This window comes from Maribacter sp. UH1, assembly GCF_056839145.1.
Window position 1 is genome coordinate 4,610,733 of record NZ_CM166387.1, and the last position, 19,828, is coordinate 4,630,560.

The 19,828-nt window shown below is 33.8% G+C and carries 18 protein-coding genes and 1 other RNA gene; 11 read left to right on the forward strand and 8 right to left on the reverse strand.

Annotated features, from left to right (window positions below; translation table 11 throughout):
* Positions 1-82: 82 nt before the first annotated feature.
* Genes panB through UH1x_RS20140 form a run of 4 tightly spaced genes read left to right on the forward strand, consistent with a single transcriptional unit; the run spans position 83 to position 2,706 of the window.
* Entirely contained in the window at positions 83-901 is an 819-nt protein-coding gene (gene panB / locus UH1x_RS20125; protein WP_036154808.1) for a 3-methyl-2-oxobutanoate hydroxymethyltransferase, read from the forward strand.
* A gap of 43 nt (positions 902-944) precedes the next feature.
* Complete coding sequence (lspA, locus tag UH1x_RS20130; RefSeq protein WP_482623948.1) at positions 945-1,412, forward strand: signal peptidase II; 468 nt, start codon at positions 945-947, stop codon at positions 1,410-1,412.
* 33 nt (positions 1,413-1,445) lie between these two features.
* A complete protein-coding gene (locus UH1x_RS20135) occupies positions 1,446-2,144 on the forward strand; it encodes an RluA family pseudouridine synthase (RefSeq protein ID WP_482623950.1) in 699 nt (232 codons plus the stop codon).
* Positions 2,145-2,175: 31 nt separating this feature from the next.
* Positions 2,176-2,706: a DUF4252 domain-containing protein gene (locus UH1x_RS20140; RefSeq protein ID WP_482623952.1), complete on the forward strand. Its 531-nt coding sequence runs from the start codon at positions 2,176-2,178 to the stop codon at positions 2,704-2,706.
* Between the two features lie 8 nt (positions 2,707-2,714).
* On the opposite strand, the gene UH1x_RS20145 is transcribed toward UH1x_RS20140, so the two are convergent.
* Positions 2,715-3,575, reverse strand: coding sequence for a DMT family transporter (locus UH1x_RS20145; RefSeq protein ID WP_482623954.1), 861 nt, complete (start codon positions 3,573-3,575; stop codon positions 2,715-2,717).
* 15 nt (positions 3,576-3,590) lie between these two features.
* Positions 3,591-5,135, reverse strand: coding sequence for a hypothetical protein (locus tag UH1x_RS20150; RefSeq protein ID WP_482623955.1), 1,545 nt, complete (start codon positions 5,133-5,135; stop codon positions 3,591-3,593).
* 145 nt (positions 5,136-5,280) lie between these two features.
* Here UH1x_RS20150 and UH1x_RS20155 point away from each other — a divergent pair, with 145 nt between their 5' ends.
* On the forward strand, positions 5,281-6,453 hold the full coding sequence (locus UH1x_RS20155; protein ID WP_482623957.1) for a 2-isopropylmalate synthase: 1,173 nt from the start codon (positions 5,281-5,283) through the stop codon (positions 6,451-6,453).
* A gap of 2 nt (positions 6,454-6,455) precedes the next feature.
* The gene (gene leuB / locus UH1x_RS20160) at positions 6,456-7,574 is read left to right on the forward strand and encodes a 3-isopropylmalate dehydrogenase (RefSeq protein ID WP_482623959.1); all 1,119 of its coding nucleotides are present in this window, start codon (positions 6,456-6,458) and stop codon (positions 7,572-7,574) included.
* A 1-nt stretch (position 7,575) separates the two neighbouring features.
* On the opposite strand, the gene UH1x_RS20165 is transcribed toward leuB, so the two are convergent.
* Positions 7,576-8,799 (reverse strand): TlpA family protein disulfide reductase, encoded by a 1,224-nt coding sequence (locus tag UH1x_RS20165; RefSeq protein WP_482623961.1) that lies wholly within the window; start codon positions 8,797-8,799, stop codon positions 7,576-7,578.
* Positions 8,800-8,927: 128 nt separating this feature from the next.
* On the opposite strand from UH1x_RS20165, the gene pheT reads away from it, so the two are divergent.
* Positions 8,928-11,357 carry a phenylalanine--tRNA ligase subunit beta gene (gene pheT / locus UH1x_RS20170; protein WP_482623963.1) on the forward strand — a complete coding sequence of 810 codons (2,430 nt, stop codon included), beginning with the start codon at positions 8,928-8,930 and terminating at the stop codon, positions 11,355-11,357.
* On the opposite strand, the gene UH1x_RS20175 is transcribed toward pheT, so the two are convergent.
* A complete protein-coding gene (locus UH1x_RS20175) occupies positions 11,358-11,930 on the reverse strand; it encodes a fasciclin domain-containing protein (protein ID WP_482623964.1) in 573 nt (190 codons plus the stop codon).
* A gap of 205 nt (positions 11,931-12,135) precedes the next feature.
* Here UH1x_RS20175 and UH1x_RS20180 point away from each other — a divergent pair, with 205 nt between their 5' ends.
* Positions 12,136-12,858, forward strand: a complete 723-nt coding sequence (locus UH1x_RS20180; protein ID WP_482623966.1) for a hypothetical protein — start codon at positions 12,136-12,138, stop codon at positions 12,856-12,858.
* A gap of 2 nt (positions 12,859-12,860) precedes the next feature.
* Here UH1x_RS20180 and UH1x_RS20185 read toward each other — a convergent pair whose 3' ends face one another.
* The gene (locus UH1x_RS20185; protein ID WP_482623968.1) at positions 12,861-13,988 is read right to left on the reverse strand and encodes a hypothetical protein; all 1,128 of its coding nucleotides are present in this window, start codon (positions 13,986-13,988) and stop codon (positions 12,861-12,863) included.
* A 32-nt stretch (positions 13,989-14,020) separates the two neighbouring features.
* On the reverse strand, positions 14,021-15,643 hold the full coding sequence (locus UH1x_RS20190; RefSeq protein WP_482623969.1) for an ABC-F family ATP-binding cassette domain-containing protein: 1,623 nt from the start codon (positions 15,641-15,643) through the stop codon (positions 14,021-14,023).
* 179 nt (positions 15,644-15,822) lie between these two features.
* On the opposite strand from UH1x_RS20190, the gene UH1x_RS20195 reads away from it, so the two are divergent.
* Positions 15,823-17,205 carry a transaldolase gene (locus UH1x_RS20195; RefSeq protein ID WP_482623971.1) on the forward strand — a complete coding sequence of 461 codons (1,383 nt, stop codon included), beginning with the start codon at positions 15,823-15,825 and terminating at the stop codon, positions 17,203-17,205.
* A gap of 30 nt (positions 17,206-17,235) precedes the next feature.
* Here the strand turns inward: UH1x_RS20195 and UH1x_RS20200 are convergent, their stop codons facing one another.
* Positions 17,236-18,045, reverse strand: a complete 810-nt coding sequence (locus UH1x_RS20200) for an SDR family oxidoreductase (protein WP_482623973.1) — start codon at positions 18,043-18,045, stop codon at positions 17,236-17,238.
* A gap of 89 nt (positions 18,046-18,134) precedes the next feature.
* Positions 18,135-18,233: signal recognition particle sRNA small type (gene ffs / locus UH1x_RS20205), an RNA gene on the reverse strand.
* Between the two features lie 133 nt (positions 18,234-18,366).
* Between ffs and UH1x_RS20210 the strand changes: the two genes are divergently transcribed.
* Complete coding sequence (locus tag UH1x_RS20210) at positions 18,367-19,422, forward strand: glutaminyl-peptide cyclotransferase (RefSeq protein ID WP_482623975.1); 1,056 nt, start codon at positions 18,367-18,369, stop codon at positions 19,420-19,422.
* 4 nt (positions 19,423-19,426) lie between these two features.
* Complete coding sequence (locus UH1x_RS20215; RefSeq protein WP_482623977.1) at positions 19,427-19,813, forward strand: acyl-CoA thioesterase; 387 nt, start codon at positions 19,427-19,429, stop codon at positions 19,811-19,813.
* The last annotated feature ends 15 nt before the right edge of the window (positions 19,814-19,828 follow it).

A 19,828-nucleotide genomic window follows, 5' to 3' on the forward strand; every position in this document is an offset into this window, starting at 1 on the left:
TTCTTTTAAATGGATTCTATATCCTTAATGCTTAATCTCAGTAAAACTCCTTACTTTTATGCTTGTTAATCAATATTGAAATATGTCTGTAGCTAAAAAAGAATACAAAAGAGTCACCGTAAAATCATTAGTAGAAATGAAGAAGAACGGAGAGAAAATCTCCATGTTGACTGCATACGACTATTCAATGGCAAAAATAGTAGATGCCGCGAAAGTCGATGTTATTTTAGTTGGCGATTCTGCAAGTAATGTAATGGCCGGTCATGAAACGACTTTACCTATTACCTTAGACCAAATGATTTATCATGCTTCTTCTGTTATTAGAGCAATTGACAGAGCATTAGTTGTGGTTGATTTACCGTTTGGAAGTTACCAAAGTGACCCCAAGGAAGCTTTGCGTTCTGCTATTAGAATTATGAAAGAAAGTGGTGCACACGCCGTAAAATTAGAAGGCGGCGCAGAGATAAAGGAGTCTGTTAAAAGAATTCTTGCCGCTGGTATACCCGTAATGGGACATTTAGGTCTAACACCACAGTCCATCTACAAGTTTGGAACCTACACAGTTCGTGCTAAAGAAGAGGAAGAAGCTGAAAAATTAATGGAAGATGCCAAATTACTAGAGAAACTAGGATGCTTTGGTCTAGTTTTAGAAAAAATACCCGCTCAATTAACAAAAAAGGTCTCCGAAAGCTTAACCATACCAACCATTGGTATAGGTGGTGGTAAGCACGCTGACGGACAAGTTCTTGTAGTGCATGATTTATTAGGAATGACACATGAATTCAATCCTCGTTTTCTACGTAGATATATGAACCTTTATGAAGAAATGGGGAATGCCATTTCTAACTATGTAAGCGATGTAAAAAGTCAAGATTTCCCTAATGATGAAGAGCAGTATTAAATAACAAACACTTTTGAAGCGTTCTAAATATTTTAGTAAATTTTTGATTCTAATCATTGTTTTAATGACGGTTGGCTGCGATCAAGTTTCTAAAGAACTAACACGCCGAAAAGTAGAGCCAGAAGTTTTTATTCCTGTAATAAAAAATCATTTGATTCTTACAAATGTGGAGAATACAGGTGCTATGCTTGGTTTTGGACAAGACTTCCCTCCTATTTTAAAGAGATTTCTGCTACAGGCATTACCAATGTTATTACTATTGATAATGCTCTATAGAATTATGAGTAAACCCAATTTAAATCTTTTATTGATTGTTGCTTTTGCTTTGGTCATAGGTGGCGGATTAGGAAATTTAATAGATCGAATTGCTTATGGGTCCGTAACAGATTTCTTTCAGATTAGATTAGGCGTGTTGAGAACGGGAATATTCAATATGGCTGACGTTGCAGTTACCATTGGCGTTCTTATGTTTATAGTCTTAATAATAAGAGGAAAAAAACTGGCAATTTAGGTAGTGCAATAATTAATTAGATAAGACTAAAATTTGTCGAAAAAACAACATTCTACCGTAGATAATCTTCAAGTACTATTTGAAGACAATCACTTAATCATAATCAACAAACGCCCAGGTGATATCGTACAAGGTGATAAAACTGGCGATAGACCGTTAAGTGACACCGTAAAAGCATTTCTAAAGAAAAAGTATAACAAACCCGGCAATGTATATTTAGGAGTTGTGCATCGTTTGGATCGCCCTACATCTGGTATTGTAGTATTTGCCAAAACCTCTAAAGCTTTACCTAGACTAAACAAAATGTTTGCCGAGAAAGATGCAAAAAAAACCTATTGGGCAGTGGTAAAAAATTGTCCGAACGAAGCTGAGAAAAGATTGGTTCATTATATGAAGCGTAATACGAAACAAAACAAATCTTACGCCCACATCAAAGAAGTTCCAGATAGTAAAAAGGCAATTTTAACGTATCGCATCTTAAAAAAATTAGATAGATATTTCCTTTTGGAAGTTGATTTGGAAACTGGTCGTCACCATCAAATAAGGTCACAGCTTACTGCCATTGGCAGCCCTATTAAGGGCGACTTAAAATACGGATTTGACAGAAGCAATGCTAACGGCAGTATTCATTTACATGCTAGAAAACTGCGTTTAATACATCCAGTAAAAAAAGAACCTCTAGAAATTATTGCTCCTCCACCAGATGATCCTATTTGGAATGCATGTCTTTAATTTTCTTAATTTTAGCACAAACACTATAACCATGGTAAAGAAAATTTTCGTCTTAATTATATTCTTAGTAATTACTTCTTGCGGTAGTTACAACTCTATTGACACATTTTATAATGCCCATAAAAATGATAATCAAGTTACCGCGGTGCGTGTACCACAATTCATGTTATCTATGATTAGTGAAATCTCTCCAGAAATGAAAGCTATGGTAGGAAATACCAAAGATTTAAGATACATGCAATTTCCAAGCACAACGGCAGATAGAACCCAATTTTTAAATCAGCAAATGAACGGAATTACGGGAAACTCTTTTATTGAGGTATTTAGAAAAAATGATAATTTAAAACGTAATGTAGTTTCTGTACGTGAAAAAAAGAATTCCGTAAAAGAGATATTGATTTACAACAACGACAACCTAAACGGTTCGTTTTTATATTTTAATGGTGATTTTGACCCTATAAAAGTTAGAGAGATGGCTAAAAATGAACAGTTTACCAAATTCGGAGATAATATCATCAATCAATTTGGAGCTAGTACACCAGGTATCAATTCACAGAACTAAAAATAACTTCAAGTCGGTTTTTTAGAACGTATACTTTCTATTACCACCGAACTTAAAATAAGTATACCTCCTAAAATTGTCGTTCCTTTTGGTATTTCAGACAAAAAAATAGCTCCTATTAAAATACCATAAACAGGCTGTACACTACTTAATATACTTACTGTTGTTATATTGAAATGTTTAAACGTCATCAAGAACATGGTATGACCAATTGCCGTTGTTAAAACCGCTAATGCAACCAATACTTCCCATTGATTTAAAAGCGTACTTGTTGGTACTGAAAATAAGAAAGGAAATAAAACAACGCCAACAATTGCAGTCTGATACGTCATCAACATTGAACCATTATATTTTGAAACTTTTTGCTTCAAAATAATATTGCGCAAAGCGTATGCAAGAGCAGAAAATACACCAAAACCGATAGCTATTGAATATGAATTTTCAAAATCTAAGGTGGGACTAAGAAAATACATTCCGGTAAGCACTAAAAAAGCAAGTAGCAAATGCACTAATTGAAACTTGGTTTTTAAAAGAATAGGTTCTAAAAACGCCGTTATCACTGGGTATGTAAATATAGAAAGCATACCTATTGCCACATTAGATAACTTTAATGCGTAGAAATAAGTTACCCAGTGTACTCCCATTAATATCCCACTTAGAAAAATTACCGGAGCATCTCTTTTATCGATTTTTAAACTGAATCCTTTCCATTTACAATATAGGAACAATGCCAAAAAAGCTAGTATTGCCCTGGCACCAATTGCAACAGGCACCGACAACTGAACATAGCGTCCTAAGGCACCAGACGTAGCTACAAAAAGCATGGCGAGGTTAATTTCCAATAAATGCTGAAGGTGATTACTTTTCATCTACATAAATTTCACCTAACGTGATTTTTTCAACGCTTTTTCTCGCATAATTTGAGAGACAGGTTTATTCTGCAAATGACTCTCTAACCATGATAAAATATCCAAGTATAAGAAAGCCCTTTTTTCATACGGATGATCCTCGTACTTTTTAAGTTCGTTATATAATTTTTGAAATTCAGCTTTTAACTGGTTAGGGTAAATACCGCCTAAACTTCTAAGAAACTTAATCATCTCTTTTTGTACCGCATGCATATCATCCATCTTCAATAAAAACTTATACGTGCTTTTTAATTGAACTTCTAAATGATAGTCCATACCCGCCTCATAATGAGCAACTAAACTTAATACACGCGCAAAACACATTAGGTCTTCTCGCATTTTTAAGTTCTTATTTTCAATAATCTTTTTTAAATATTGAATACAGGTTTTATTATCTCCAATACCAAAATACAGACATGCTATTTTATAATAAAGAACCATTACATGGTGTACATCTATTCTATCTCTATGCTTATTGATACCGTATTCAATAATCTTTACCAGATATAATCCTTTTTCAAAAGTTCCTTCAAGAAAATGCAGATTTAATTTATTGGCATTTAAATACATAAATACCAGTGAATTAATATTGTCGTTATTTGGAAATTCTTTCTCTTTTATTGTAATTTCCAAACGTTCCAAAACTTCCTTAAACTGAGAACTATACTGAACATAAAAAAGAGATTCTAACAAATAATGATTCCCTTTTAAGAAGAACACCGGATTTAAATAAATCATGTCCTTATGATCATAGAAAAGATCTACCCATTTACTGGCATATTTAAAACACGACAGGAAATCTTGGGTTAAAAAACTATACCATAAATGAGCTTTGTATAACCATAACTTTTCTCGAAAGCCTAAGTCCTCAATATTATATAAGGGTAAGTGGTCATTAAAATATGTTTTTACCTTTTGATAATCTTCATCGCTGCGCACGTAACCTACTTTCAACATCATACCATATAGCTGTAAAGATAAATTTGACAGCTTACTGGTCATTACATTATGACCGGATAATTCTTTGGCTTGAATAGCAAGTTCATCCGCCCGGTCAGGTATACTTCTTGTAATATACTGAGTTTCAATTATCTTTTCTAGCTCAACAATTTCATAGGCTATATTTTTCTCTTCATTCTCAATAGCGATACCCTTTACTTTATCCAAAATTTTTAAACTCTGTTTGTAAAGACCTTTTTGATATAAAATAGTGGCAAAATCTAACTGTTCCCTTATTTGTACCCTTATATTCTGATTAACAGGATTTAGCCTTAAACTAACCAATATTTGCTTATATAAGTGTGCTTTTAAATTAGAAAGTTGCGCTTTCTTAACAATACCACTCTCCAGTATTGTTTTCTCATCATATTGTTTAATTTTATCCAATAAATTGAACAGCGCCAAAAATTTGGCGTCGGTATTCACCCCTAATCTGCCTACATAAAGCTTAAATTGACGCTTCTCAGATTTGGAAAGTGATTTAACTAAAACGAACAAAGCATCTTTATGCGCATTTGTCATCGTAAAAAAATGAGTTTAAATAATTGAAATTCAATGTTTTATACACCTAAAAAACTGACTTAACGTTGTAAACATGTTTACAAATTTTCTTAGCCTTATGTTTTAGGTTATATATTCGTTTGACGAGTAAAACTACGTAAATAATATGAGTAAAGATATCGTTCAAATATTTGACACTACTTTAAGAGATGGAGAGCAAGTTCCGGGCTGTAAATTAGACCGGGAACAAAAATTGGTCATCGCTGAACGCCTAGATGTATTGGGGGTTAATGTAATTGAAGCTGGTTTTCCTGTATCTAGCCCAGGAGATTTTCAATCTGTAGAAGCTATAGCTAAACTCGTTAAAAATGCTACTGTTTGTGGATTGACACGTGCTGTCAAAAATGACATTGAAGTTGCTGCAGAAGCTCTTAAATATGCTAAAACACCAAGAATTCATACAGGTATTGGCACATCTGACTCTCATATTAAATTTAAATTCAATTCTAATAGAGATGCCATTATAGAGCGTGCAGTTTCCGCTGTTAGCTATGCAAAGACCTTTGTTGAAGATGTTGAATTTTATGCGGAAGATGCCGGCCGTACAGATAATGAGTTTTTGGCTCGCGTATGCGAAGCGGTAATTAAAGCAGGTGCTACTGTTCTTAATATTCCTGATACTACAGGGTATTGTTTACCAGATGAATATGGAGCTAAAATTAAATACCTACGTGAAAACGTAAAAGGAATAGACAAGGCCATACTATCATGTCACTGTCATAATGATTTAGGATTGGCAACGGCAAATTCCATTGCTGGTGTCATTAACGGGGCAAGACAAATTGAATGTACCATAAATGGTATTGGTGAGCGTGCAGGTAACACTTCTTTAGAAGAGGTTGTTATGATTATGCGTCAACATCCTAATTTAAATTTTGATACTACCATAAATAGTAAATTACTTTATGATACCAGTTTAATGGTTTCTAGTAAAATGGGTATGATGGTGCAACCAAATAAAGCTATTGTAGGTGCCAATGCATTTGCACATAGCTCTGGTATTCACCAAGATGGCGTTATCAAAAATAGAGAAACTTATGAGATTATTGACCCTGCGGATGTAGGTGTAACGGAGTCTTCTATTGTTTTAACCGCTAGAAGTGGTAGAGCTGCCCTAGCCTACAGAGCTAAAATAGTGGGTTACGAATTAACAAAAACACAATTAGATGACGTGTATCAAGAATTCTTGAGATATGCTGACACTAGAAAAGAAGTAAAAGATGATGATATTCATCAAATTATAGAGACTTCAAATATAGATTTACAAAGTATTAGCTAATTATGCATTTAGACATTGCGGTTTTAGAAGGAGATGGAATTGGACCTGAGGTCGTTGCACAATCAATTAAGTGCCTACGTTCTGTTGAAGAAACTTTTGGACATAGCTTCACCTTTAAAAAAGGACTTATTGGGGCAACTGCTATAAAACAAACAGGTAGTCCATTACCAAAGGAAACTCTAAAATTATGCAAAAGTACAGATGCCACTTTATTTGGCGCATTAGGTTTACCGGAATTTGATGACGACCCAAAAGCAAAAGTATGGCCGGAGCAAGGTCTACTAAAATTGCGTAAAAAATTAGGATTGTTCGCTAATATTAGACCTGTAAAGGTTTTTCCTTCTTTAGTAAAACAATCACCTCTTTCAAAAACCCAAGTACAGAATACAGATTTAGTTATTTTCAGAGAGCTTGCCGGTGGAATTTACTACGGTGAAAAATCTGTTGATGAAGATAAAAATTCTGCAACGGATACGTGTACATATACCGAATCTGAAATTAGTAGAATTGCACATTTAGCTTTTAAATCTGCCCGTTCAAGAAAAAAGAAGGTGACATTGGTAGATAAAGCCAATGTACTTGAAACGTCTCGTTTATGGCGACGTGTGGTACGTTCAATATCTGAAAGTTACCCAGATGTAACGTTAAATTGCCTATTTATAGACAATGCCGCTATACAGATGATTTTAAACCCTTCTCAGTTCGATGTTATTTTAACGGATAATATGTTCGGTGATATTCTTTCTGACCAAGGAAGTGTTATAGCAGGCTCTATAGGACTTTTACCTTCGGCATCAGTAGGACTTGAGCATGCTATGTTCGAGCCCATACATGGTTCTTATCCAGATGCAGCTGGTAAAAATATTGCAAACCCCGTAGCTTCCATCTTGAGCATGGCCATGTTATTGCAACATTTTAAGATGAACGAAGAATCTGATGCGGTAGTTGCTGCAGTTTTAAAATCATTTTCTAAAAAAATTGTTACCCCAGATATTTTAGGAAGCTCTAAATACGGTACTAATTATGTAGGTGATTTTATAGCCGATAACATCATGGAACTAGATGGAAGCTTCAATATTAACGACGAAAATATCGGCTTAGGAAAATCTACGATTATTTAAACTATTCATTACTTAATTCAGCAATCAATGAGTTAAAGTCTGATTTAAATTCCTCATATTTTTCTCCGGTTGCAGGACCGTTGAATCCGGTATGAATTTTCCTTACATTCCCAATTTTATCAATAAAAATTGTAGTAGGGTAAGAAAGTACATGATTTAGCATTGGTAACTTTTCTTGAGCTTTTTGCTTATCATAAGTCCCGTATTGTGCCAATAGAATAGGATATGTCACCTCTACCCTATCTTTCAATCTTTTAATCCCCTTTTTGGCAATTTCTTCTGTTTTGGCAGATTCAAAGGCTAAACCTATTACTTCAATGTCGTTATTATCTTTTAAATAATCAACCAAGAATTTAGTTTCATCCAAACAATTTGGACACCATGTTCCCATTAATTGAACTAAGACCACTTTATCTTGATATTTCTTATCGCTTAAAGAAATCATGTTTCCTTCTACATCAGGGAAAGTAAATGCCAATTTATCATATCCTTCCTTTAAAAAAGTTAATGAATCCGGGTCTGGCAATTCAAACCCATCATTTCTAGTAGCTACAAAAGGCTCCTTAAAATGATTGCCTGAGTAAAAAACACCGTTCATTGTAGAATCTGTAATTTTTGCATTAAACAGAAAAGCATGGGCTCCATCAAAAGCAGATAATTTTAGAGAATCCCCGTCTAAAACACCATCTAAAAATCTATAATCACCAGTTGCAGTTCTAAAAGTACCCGTAACCTTATTATCTTCTTGTAAAAAAATACCTTTACCCACATATTCAGCTTCTAAGTCAGGACTAAAATAGGTTTCCCAAATACCAGATACATTCCTATCCGTCTTGTTATTTTTTAATTCAAACCTATCTTCAATACCATAAATGGCTTTAAAAGGAACAACTCTATCTAAACTTCCTATAATGAACTGACCTTGAATAGAATCTTTAGTAAAAGTACCTGCCAAGTAACCTTCAAAAACTGGTGCCTGTATAATTATAGAGTCACCTTTTATTTCTATTTCATCTACATCTATAACCTCTTCCGCATTAAAAATTTGCATTGCATAATTACCATCATCCATTTTATTGACTTTTAAATTGAAGGGTAATACTTGGTTATCCTTAACACCTAATTCTACAAGCCAAATACCCTCAGACAAGTTTACGTTTTGTTTATTCTCCTTACATCCACCTAATAACATCAAAACGGATAGTACTGCAATACTAAATCTCATAGTGTTTTTTTTAATTTAACTTCTAATAAACAATTAAAATAGCAGAATTAAAAATTAAAATAAAGACTTCATAGCTTATTGAATGTATACGGGCATTGTTTTATCTTTGCAACCTATAAATTTTTTGAATGAAAATATCATATAACTGGCTTAAACAGTTCATACAAATAGATTGGGAATCACAGAAAACCGGAGAACTTTTAACCGATTTAGGCTTGGAAGTTGAAGGAGTGGAAAAATTTGAATCTGTAAAAGGCGGATTAAAAGGTATCGTTGTTGGTCATGTCTTAAGTTGTGAAAAACACACCAATGCGGATAAGTTGAATGTTACAATGGTAGATATAGGTCTAGAGGCACCTGTACAAATAGTTTGTGGCGCCAAGAATGTTGCTGCAGGTCAGAAAGTACCGGTTGCTACAATTGGCACGACATTATACACTGCTGAAGGTGAAGCTTGGACCATTAAAAAAGGCAAAATTAGAGGAGAGGAAAGCTTTGGAATGATTTGCGCAGAAGACGAGTTGGGTCTTGGCACTAGTCATGATGGTATCATGGTGCTTGACAAAAGCCTAAAGGCGGGAACACCATGTTCAGAAGTTTTTGACATTGAAGAGGACGAGGTTTTTGAAATTGGCCTAACCCCAAACAGAGCAGATGCTATGAGTCATTTTGGCGTAGCAAGAGATTTGAAAGCAGGACTTAAGCAAAAGGAAATCACAAAGGAACTAATTACTCCTTCTACAAGTCATTTCAATATAAACGATAGATCATTAAAAATTGATATAGACGTAATAAAAACTGAGTTAGCCCCGCGTTATTGTGGAGTTACCTTAAGTAATCTTATTGTTCAACCGTCTCCTACTTGGTTGCAAAACAGACTTAAAGCCATAGGTCTTACACCCAAAAACAATGTAGTAGATGCCACCAACTACGTTTTACATGAACTTGGGCAGCCATTACATGCTTTTGATGCTGCAAAAATTAAAGGAAACAAAATAGTCGTCAAAACATTAGAGAAGGGTACCAAATTCACGACACTTGACGGAGTTGAAAGAACTTTACATGAAGATGACCTGATGATATGCGATAGCGAAAAACCATTGTGTTTGGCCGGTGTATTTGGAGGATTAGGGTCTGGAGTTACAGAAGAGACTACTTCAATATTTTTAGAAAGTGCTTATTTCAATCCTGTGTCCATAAGAAAATCAGCAAAAAGACATGCACTAAATACAGATGCATCTTTTAGATTTGAACGTGGTATTGATATTGAAAATGTAGAATACAGTCTTAAACGTGCCGCTCTTTTAATTAAAGAAATTGCTGGTGGAGAAATAACGTCTGACGTTTACGACCTTTATCCTAAAAAACACCTAAATTTTGAAGTGTTCTTGGCTTTTGAAAAAATCAATAAGCTGATTGGACAAGAAATTCAGAAAGACACTATTAAATCAATATTAGCATCTTTAGACATTAAGGTCAAAAATGTAACTGAAGCAGGTATGGGTCTTGAAGTACCTTCTTACCGTGTAGATGTTCAGCGACAAGTAGATGTTATTGAAGAGATCTTAAGAGTTTACGGATACAACAATGTAGCTTTTAGCCAAAAATTAAATGCATCTATTGCAACTACGGAAGCAGCTGCTGATCATACCATTCAAAACACAATTGGTAATGCATTAGCCGCAAAAGGTTTTTACGAAATCTTGACCAATAGCTTAACAAACCCGGATTATACTTCTTTATTGGCAGACGAGGATGAGGAACGTAAATCCATAGAAATCATCAACCCATTAAGTGGTGATTTATCAATATTAAGGAGAACTTCATTATTCTCTGCATTAGAAGCGGCCAGCTATAATATTAACCGTAGACGACCTAATCTTAAATTATTTGAATTTGGTAAAACTTACTATGCCAAAGGGGACAAAAGAATTGAACCAAAATATTTAAGCATATTAATAAGCGGAGATTCAGTACCAGATAGCTGGACGAATAAAGCGGTTGCCACAAACTTTTTTGAACTTAAATCTATTGTAGAAACCGTACTTTATAGACTGGGATTAACCGATTTAAAAAGTACACCGACTACTTCAACTTTATTTTCTGAAGGATTATCATTTACGCATAAAAAGAAAGAATTGGTTTCTTTTGGTCTCATAAAAAAATCAACTCTAAAACAATTTGATATCAAACAAGATGTGTTGTTTGCAGATTTTGATTGGGGTGCTGTTCTAAAACAAATAGAAACATCGCCTGTAGCTTATAAAGAAATTCCAAAACACCCAGAAGTAAAGAGGGATTTTGCATTATTACTAGACAACAAAGCTACTTACAAAGAACTTCATGATCTAGCATTTGGCGCAGAACGTAAGTTTTTAAAAGACATGACACTTTTTGATGTCTATGAAGGTGAAAATTTACCAGAAGGTAAGAAATCTTATGCAGTAAGCTTTACTTTACAGGATGACAAAAGTACTTTAACGGAAAAACAGATAGAAAAAATTATGTCGAAGTTACAGAATACCTACGAGCGTAATTTAGGAGCTACACTTCGTTAATTAAAGCATTTTTTCTGGAACAAAAACGGTGTCAACTTCATGAATGATGCCGTTAGATTGATTAGAATCTGCAGTGGTAATTGTTGCAGTGTTCCCAAACGTATCTGTAAGTACAATGTCTATACCCTTCATGGTTGCGGTAATCTTGTCCCCTTGAATAGTAGTAAACTTTGCACTACCATTGCCTCTGCACATTGCTTTTAAAATTTTAGATGCCGATAATTTATCTGCAATAATATGATAGGAAAGCATATCTTTTAATGCCTTTCTATTTTCAGGATCATATAATTTATCGATAGTAGCTTTAGACAACTTGTCAAATGCCATATTTGAAGGTGCAAAAATTGTAAATTCTCCAGTATAATCTAATACCTTATCTAAATTTGTGGCTCTCAGCGCATTTAATAAAGAAGAATGATTAGCAAAAGACTCTGTTCGTTCTAAAATGGATTTTTCCGTCTTAATAGTAGAGATAAGATTCTCGAATTTAAATTCAATTGCATTGTCCTGTGCATAGGTCTGAATCCCAAAAAATAGGATACACAGGGACACGAGGGATGTCCATTTTTTCATAATAGGTGGTTATTAAGGGGCAAATGTTCTAAAAATCGATAAACGGCTCGATTTCTTCGTCAATATACAATTAGATGTCTTTGACACCTAGTCTAAAATAAGCGATAGTACGATTTTAACATTTTATTAACTTTTAATTAAGTTAAACAAGATTTTGATAAAATCACTAATTGATTAACTTTGAGTGTATTGCTAAAAAAAGAATATGTTTTTACCTAAAACGAATATTGAACAAAAGCTATCTAAAGTTAGAAATAAGCAGATTTTATCTGATGAGACAAGAATGAAAGAAGTCTATGACATTCTTTCTAATCTTGATAATGAACTAGAGAGAATTGAAGATAATATTTCAACAAGCAAAGGTATCCCATTTAATAATTTCAATATTGACTTATTGGATAGTGGAAAGATTTATCACATTGACGAAATCAAACAAATTTGCATCGATTATAGATTACGATTTTTAGATACAAAATATTTTAAAGGACAAATTCCTACAGAAGCGTTATCAAAAATTAAAACGCTAGAGAAAGAACATGAATTAGAAATAAAAGCATTTAAAATAATTGCTCCGTCTAAACTTTTTAAACTAGAAGATAAAGATGATCCATTATTATTTGCTCCAATAGGCAATGGATATCACTACTTAGTACATCAATGGGGCAATGACCTGCACCCGTTACGCAAGTTATTGATGTGGCCATTTAAAAATATAGTCAATTTAGCCTTTATAGTATTTTTGTTGAGTTTTGCTACAACATTACTAATACCAGACGGACTCTTTTCAAAATCAAGCACTAATGCTCAATTTTGGATATTGTTCTTTTTCATGTTTAAGTGTATGGCCTCAGTAGTAATATTTTACGGGTTTGCAATGGGCAAGAACTTTAACCCGGCTATTTGGAACAGTAAATATTTTAATAGCTAAATCTATTCTACAAAAATGGTTCTAGGCACTCCGTCTAAATCAATATTATCAATTAATTTAAAATCAGGAGCAGGAGTAATTCTTAGAATACCTCCTTTGTCTGTTTGACCATTTTTCTCATAGCCTATTAGAACATAATTATTCTTTTCATCGTACGCAATTGCAGATGTATTTGCTACACTATATTTCATATTTAACTCAGTCTCTGTCAAGAAATTTTCAAATAGGTATACAACGGTACTATTCTTTTCAAAGTCGTAAATTGCCGGCACCTCTTCTATCTCTGCACTTGGCACGTTTTTTTGAAAATAAAACTTACCGCTATTATCAATATAAAAATCTGTAGTTGTTATAAAACCCGGTTCCGTATTTTCACCATAAGTAGTGTACGATTTATCTAAAGTAACAGGGTCTAAAATAGTGTGTAATTCAGGATAGCTGATAATAATATCACCACTGCTATTGGTAAATAAACGTTGTGCATCTAATCCCAAATCCAATTCCATTAAAACTTCATTGGTATTCAGATCTATTGCAGATAAATGAAATTCATCTGTTATGAATTCGTTTATTGTTAATACAAATAATCTGTCAGTCGAAATAACTACATCAACAGGCTTCTTGTCCAAAGAAATTTCTGTTGGATCATTAACCGAACCAATAAGTGAATTTATACGAACAACAAATTGCTTATCCTTACCAAGCAACTCTCTCTGGTAAGCTACTGCCAACAAGTCATTTGAATGAGCCATTGAAAGCACATTTATATCACATGCATTTATATCTTCAAAAAGTGAAACCGATTCAGAGGTTGAAGTATCAGCATTATACCACTGTAACATTGCTTGGCAATTGGTGGTAGCGTAATAACTTATATCTGTTGCTGTTTTATAAGTTATAGCGTTAGAAGGAATATCAGTAAATGAACTTAAGGTACTTTTTACTGCAAATTCTTCATTACCAGATCCCACAACAACCCCATTTAATAGATTGTTATTTTGAAGAAAAACAGTGTAATCAACTTGTACACTTGTAGCTACTTCTTCTTCATCAACTTGTTCAGAAGATTTTTCGCATGCAAAGAAATTAAAGGCCAGCACAAAGCAGGCCACATATTTGTAGGTTTTCATAAAACATCGATTTGGGTTAATCTATTCTATGCTTATTCAGCGTACATTTTGTTACGCTGATCTTTTAATGCCTTGTCAGACATATATTCATCAAACGTTGAATACCTATCAATGTTGCCTTTAGGAGTTAATTCTATGATTCTATTTGCAACTGTTTGTGCAAACTCATGATCATGTGTTGTTAACATAACAGTTCCCTTAAAGTTCTTAAGAGAGTTATTGAATGCCGTAATACTTTCTAAATCTAAGTGATTTGTTGGCTCATCTAACATTAATACATTTGCACGCATTAACATCATTCTACTCAACATACAACGTACTTTCTCTCCTCCAGAAAGAACCGTACATTTTTTTAAGGCTTCCTCTCCACTAAATAGCATTTTACCTAAGAAACCACGTATGTAAACTTCTTCACGTTCTTCCTCGGTTTTGGCGTATTGGCGCAACCAATCCACTAAATTGATGTTACTTGTAAAAAAGTCTGAATTATCTGCTGGCAGATAAGATTGTGTGGTAGTAATACCCCACTGAAAAGTACCTTTATCTGCTTTTTTATTTCCGTTTATTATATCATAGAACGCTGATGTTGCTCTAGAATCTCTTGAAATAATGGCAATTTTATCTCCTTTTGCCAAGTTGATGTTTACATTGTCGAATAATATATCTCCTTCATCAGTTGAAGCGGAAAGTCCTTCTACATTCAATATTTGATCACCGGCTTCTCGCTCTCTATCAAATATAATTGCAGGATATCTACGGCTAGAAGGTTTAATATCATCTACCTTTAACTTAGACAACATCTTTTTACGAGAAGTTGCTTGCTTACTTTTTGCAACGTTTGCACTAAAACGAGCAATAAATTCTTGTAGTTCCTTTGCTTTTTCTTCCGCCTTCTTGTTTTGTTGCGCACGTTGACGAGCAGCTAATTGGCTACTCTCATACCAAAACGTATAGTTACCTGAATATAAATTCAATTTTCCGAAATCTATATCGCCAATATCAGTACAAACCGTATCTAAGAAGTGACGGTCATGACTTACTACTATTACCGTATTTTCATAATCTGCCAAGAAATTTTCTAACCAACTAATTGTTTCATAATCCAAGTCGTTGGTAGGCTCATCCATAATCAACACATCAGGATTTCCAAATAATGCCTGTGCCAAAAGCACACGTACTTTTAATTTAGAATCCAACTCGGACATTAAGGTGAAATGCAAATCTGCATTTATACCTAAGTTTGACAATAATGCAGCTGCGTTACTATCTGCGTTCCACCCGTTCATTTCTTCAAATTTCACCTGCAACTCCCCTATTCTATCTGCATTTTTATCATCGTAATCAGCATAAAGGGCATCTATCTCTTTTTTGATTTCATAAAGCGGTTTGTTACCCATAACAACAGCTTCTAATACCGTAAAATCATCAGCAGAGTTATGATTCTGTTCTAATATGGACATTCTCTTACCTGGCTCTAAATGCACATGACCAGAAGTTGGGTCCATTTGCCCAGCTAGTATTTTCAAAAAAGTAGATTTACCGGCACCGTTAGCACCAATAATACCATAACAGTTACCTTGGGTAAAGGCAACGTTTACTTCATCGAACAATACTCGTTTACCAAATTGGACAGAAAGATTAGAAACAGATAACATAGAAACAAAATTTTAAAAATCCGTGCAAAAATACAGAATTTATAGGCTTGAACTACCTAGTTTAGTATCAAATTCCATAAAAGATTCTTAAGTTAGCGCACCACAACATTTAACTAGCTATTAACAACATCTGGTGATTAGGTTTATTATTTTTGGCTAACACCAGTCCCATATACTATATGACTAGAATTTTACTCTCTACATTTGTAGCCTTATTATTGGGTTGTTCCTCCACTAAAAAGGATTCTGAAACCGTACTTTTTGCCGGTGAAATCGTGAATCCTACGAGTGATCAAGTGATTTTATTAAAGGGAGGAATAAAAGTTGACTCCGCAAAACTTGATGATAAAAACCGATTTAAGTTTAAGTTAACTTCAATTGAAAATGGGCTGTATCATTTTAACCTAGCCCCAGAACATCAATATGTTTATTTAGAAAAGGGCGATAGTTTAATGGTACGATTAAATACCATTTATTTTGATGAGTCTTTGGTTTTCTCTGGCAGTAATGAAGAAACCAATAATTTTTTATTAGAACTCTTTTTAGCTACTGAAGAAGAAGATTCTGATATGTACTCAGAATATTACAAAATGGAACCGGTAGAGTTTTTAGATAAAATAACATCCTTAAAACAAGATAAGGTCAATAAATTAGCCGAGTTAAATTCTGAAAGTCTTCTATCTAACGAAGCAATGGAACTACTGAACGGCAGTATAGATTACACCTACAATAGATACAAAGAAATTTATCCCTTTAGACATAAAAGCAAAACTGCTGAAGAAAATCTTCACGAATTACCTAAAGATTTTTATGCATATAGAAATCAAGTAAACTACGGTGACCATACACTTACCTACCTTAGACCTTATTATGATTTTATGAAAGCCCATTTAGGAAATTTGGCTTACATGAGCTGTTTAAACGATTGCGAAAATGATTTTAAGAACGAAAGCAGGCAATTGCATTATAAAAAGCACAAACTACATCTAATAGACAGCCTTGTAGTAGAAAAAGAATTAAGAGATAATCTTTTTAGAAATGTTGCTTTTGATTATTTATTAAAGAGAAAAGATGCTCCTGAAAACACTGAAATTTTCTTGAAGGAATTTAAGAAAGTTTCCAAAAACAACATGCATCTAGAAGAAATTGAAAACCTGTACGAGGGTATTGCAAATCTTCAACCCACAAAGACGATTCCTGATTTAGATGTTGTCAGTTATGAAAATGAAAGCAAAACATTAACAGAGATTGCAGCCAATAAAAAAGTTTTATTTTATTTCTGGTCAGGAACCAATAGTAGACAATACAAAAACATCTTTAAGAGAATAGCTATACTTAAGGAGAAAAAGCCCGACCATCAACTTATTGGCATTAATATTAAAACGGATTATGCACAGTGGAAAAAGATTATAGCTTCAATTGGTGTAGATCCTTCATTACAGTACCATAGTAATGACTTTAAAGAACTAACAGAAAAATTAGTTTTATATCCTATGAACAAGGCTATCATTACAGACAACTCTGTAATAGTAGACGGTTTTTCTAACATATATAAAAACTAAAAATTTAGCTTTATTATTTTCAGATAAAATTTAATGAGAGCTATGACCTTCAAGTAACTTCTCGAACCAACGACCAGGTAGTAGATTTTTAAGCGTCAAGGAAAATTTTTGAATAAATGAACCCACCTTATAATGAGGCTTCGGGTTTTTAGTCTGTATTATTTTTGCGATTTTTTTTGCAACATCTGCAGGGTCACCTCCACTATCAACATCTGCATCAATAGCCTCTAAGGTATTCTTATATGCCTTTCTATATGCAGAATCATCGTAAACCGGAGTATGATATCTACCAGAAGCAATATTAGTTGCAAAATCACCGGGTGCAAGTGTAGTAAGATGAACTCCAAAGGATTTCGTTTCCATTCTATAACTTTCCGTTACAATCTCTAGAGCCCCCTTAGATGCTGAATAAATACCTCTAAACGGTAACCCCATATAACCTGCAATAGATGTAATATTAATGATAAGACCTTCTTTCTGCTCACGCATTACAGGCAAAACAGTATTCATCACATTTAAAGGTCCGTTGAAATTGGTTGCAAATGCTTTTAGTACCTCCTCATGTGGTGTTTCTTCCATAGGACCAGTTATACCTACCCCTGCATTATTGATCAATACATCAATTCTATCTTCAAGTTCAAGTAATGATGCAATACAACTCTTAATGGTATCTGTATTTCTAACATCCATCTCTAATAGTGGAAAATCTGAAAATGAAGGATATTTACTTTTGCTACGTGTTGTACCGTAGACTTTATATCCTTTTTCCTTTAAATGTATACCTATTGCTTTGCCAATACCTGAAGACCCACCTGTAATTAGTACTACTTTTGTTTTCATTTTATAGAAAATAAGCGATGCTAAACATTATATAGAATTGGTTATGAATGTGTTACCTAAAAATAAAATATTTCACTTTAGGGCACAAAAAAAGGCAAGCTACCTACATCGCACCGCTACGACCGTATACCCTTGCTGCGTTCCCACCCTGGGGGATTCTACAGGAGCTGGTCGTGTAGGACTTGCCGGGTGCAAATATACAATCTTTTAAAACTTTGACAATCCTTTAGTTTCTTATTTTTATGAATTAAATTGCCTAGAAATAACAAGAAAGCCTTCTTGTAGTCAAATACTACATCAACTTAAACACCCATTTTCTTAATGAAAATTATTAATTATTTCTGTATCGTTCTTATTACCAGCTTATTTACTGCATGTGGCAGTGGCAATCAAAAAGCATCTTCCCTATTCGAGATTAGTTTAGAGAAAAATGTAAACCAGGTTCAACTAAATCAAGAAATTGGTATAAGTATTAAAAATAAAAAGGAAAAAGAGATAGAAAGCGTAGCATATAGCATTGACGGTATGCCTATTCCCCTTAATAATGATAAAATAAAATTTAATTTACCAACATTAGGAAACAAAGTGTTGACCGCAAAAATCACTTTTGATGGTGAAACTGTAGATATCAACAAAAACCTAAAAGTACTTTCAGATAAAGCTCCTGAAATTTACACGTATACTATTATTAACGAATACCCGCACGATACAAAATCTTATACACAAGGCTTAGAATTTCATAATGACACTTTATATGAATCAACTGGTAAAAAGGGGCAATCAATTTTAAGAAAACTAGATTTTAAATCAGGTAAGGTATTTGAGCAAATAGATTTGGACGAAACTTATTTTGGAGAAGGCATCACTATATTAAATGATAAAATCTTTCAACTTACTTGGCAAAGCGGATTAGGGTTTATTTATGACCTAAACACATTTGAAAAATTGGATAATTTTCAATACGGAAAAAGTCGCGAAGGCTGGGGATTAACCAATGATGGCTCTAAAATTTTCAAAAGTGATGGTACAGAGAAAATTTGGTTTATAAATCCTGATACCATGACAGAAGAAGGATATATAGAAACCGTAACCAATTCTTCTATTTTTAATTCTGCTAACGAGCTGGAGTATGTGGATGGAAAAATTTACGCTAACGTATATCAAAAACCTAGTGTAATGATTATAGACAGTAAAACAGGTGCAATTGAAGGGGTTATTAATTTCAGCGGATTGAGCGATATGATTACCAAAACCGAAAATTGGGATAAAACCAACTACGTGCTTAATGGAATAGCGTATCACGCTAATCGAAAAACTTTTTTTGTTACCGGAAAGTTTTGGGACAAAATGTTTGAAGTGCGAATTGAGAAAAAATAGCAATATGGCATTTCAAAAAGAGCTCATTGTTTCACATGACGACCTAGACGATTTAAATCATGTGAACAATGTACGTTATGTTCAGTGGATACAGGACATCTCTAAAGAACATTGGGAAACAGTTGCTACTACAAAAATGCAGCAAGATGTCATTTGGGTAGTTCTAACGCATCATATAGAATATAAACGTGCAGCAGTATTGGATGATCCTATTATTATATCAACACACATAGCATCAAGTTCTGGCGCCAAATGTGTTAGAATTGTAGAGATGAAACATGGCACAACCAATAAATTACTGGTTAGATCAAGTACAGAATGGTGTCTCCTTGATAGTAAATCCTATAGACCTTTACGAATTCCTGAGGAGATCAAAGAAATTTTCCTTTAACTTAGATGAAGTAAA